Origin of the sequence: Acinetobacter sp. B51(2017) (assembly GCF_003711395.1) — a bacterium.
GTDB lineage: Bacteria > Pseudomonadota > Gammaproteobacteria > Pseudomonadales > Moraxellaceae > Acinetobacter.
The window spans coordinates 1-1,364 of the sequence record NZ_PJRJ01000082.1; the positions used below are offsets into that span (position 1 = coordinate 1).

3 protein-coding genes and 1 pseudogene are annotated in these 1,364 nt (G+C 36.2%); 3 read left to right on the top strand and 1 reads right to left on the bottom strand.

Annotated features, from left to right (window positions below; all coding sequences use genetic code 11):
• Window positions 1–142: transposase (locus CYK47_RS15190; RefSeq protein ID WP_164709209.1), on the bottom strand; the 142-nt coding region annotated here is incomplete at its 3' end.
• A gap of 45 nt (window positions 143–187) precedes the next feature.
• On the opposite strand from CYK47_RS15190, the gene CYK47_RS15195 reads away from it, so the two are divergent.
• The 3 genes and pseudogenes from CYK47_RS15195 to CYK47_RS15205 form a co-directional block, all read left to right on the top strand.
• Window positions 188–1,042, top strand: coding sequence for a hypothetical protein (locus tag CYK47_RS15195; RefSeq protein WP_122902597.1), 855 nt, complete (start codon window positions 188–190; stop codon window positions 1,040–1,042).
• 28 nt (window positions 1,043–1,070) lie between these two features.
• Window positions 1,071–1,274: a hypothetical protein gene (locus CYK47_RS15200; RefSeq protein ID WP_122902598.1), complete on the top strand. Its 204-nt coding sequence runs from the start codon at window positions 1,071–1,073 to the stop codon at window positions 1,272–1,274.
• 5 nt (window positions 1,275–1,279) lie between these two features.
• Window positions 1,280–1,364 (top strand): annotated as a pseudogene (locus CYK47_RS15205) (IS5/IS1182 family transposase); the annotation flags it as partial.

Below are 1,364 nucleotides of genomic sequence, written 5' to 3' on the forward strand. Positions count from 1 at the left end.
GATTGGCCTCACGAATCCATTTGTCTAAAGTTGAATAACCCACACCTAATTTCTGGGCGATTGCAACTATAGGTTCGTGGGAGTTTGAAAGTGCATAATCAATCGCTTGCTGTTTAAATTCAGGACTAAAACGTTTAGCCATTTCTTGAATCTCCAAAGATTAAAGTTACGTTATCTTTAGAGGGACGTGCTGTCCATTATTTTGGCTAGGATCAAAGATACTATCGTTGGTATTTATGAATTCGCTAAGAATCCTATTGATAATACAAAGGAGTTAATTAACTCGACGATAGAAGCCGCTAAAAATCCAGTACAGACAGTAAAAAATGTATCTGAAAGCATGGATCAAGGGTTAGAAAAATATAACACCACCATAGATTTGTACAAAATGCAAAAAGATGAAGGAGCGGAAGCAGAATATAAAGCAAATATTGCAGGTCAGATTGTTGGTGCTGGTGGAGTGGGTGGTGCAGATAAAAAAGGTGCAGAAGCGACAGTTGATGCTGTTAAGAAAGCGCAACAGGTAGCGAAAGAAGCAGAGATTGCAGTAGATTTACGGAAAAAGCAAAGTATAGAGAATAATGCGAATACGGAAAATCCAAGCTTTATGGATTCGGCAGTTCGAGATTTCCAACTAGGTACAACTCATAGGTCTGAAAACATTAATGCGGGGCAAGTTACGGATCGGGATGGATTAACGCGTATTAATGAAGAGGTATCAATTAAAAAGCCAAGTAAAGTAAAAACAGAAAATGATAATCAGATAAAAGAAATAATAGGGAAAGATAATCTCGAATATCATGCTACAGGCTATCCTGCATGGAAATCTGGTACTGTTGTAATAGATAGAGTTCTTAGTCAACCTGAAGTAATGCGTATGGTAATTGACGAATCACAATTTTTAGAGATGAAGAGATTAGAGGCAATGGGAGATAATCCTGCATCAAAATTAGGAGGATGGGCAACAAAAGATCAAGTTAATTCAATTGAAGATATGCGTAATAATTTAGCTGTTACAGAGGAATTTAAACAAAAAATTTAATAGCGATAAAAAAGCTAATAAATTTTATGTGGTTGAATTTGAAGTGCAGCCAGGGGTGGGGTTAAGAGAGGGGTATGCTGGTTCAATGTATGATTATAAAACTGGTAAAGTTTTACCAGGTAACGCCCATCAAGTAAATTTTATGTCGAATACAGCAAGGAGTAATCCAGAGTTATTCAAATTAGATTTGAATAATAGACCTCTTGCGAAAGTAAAAATCACCTCCATATAAATTTCATGAGATATCAGAAATTAAACCGTTTTTCAGATTCTGAATTCAAACGCTTGGTTGGCGTACCTCGACAAGTTTTTACTGAAATGG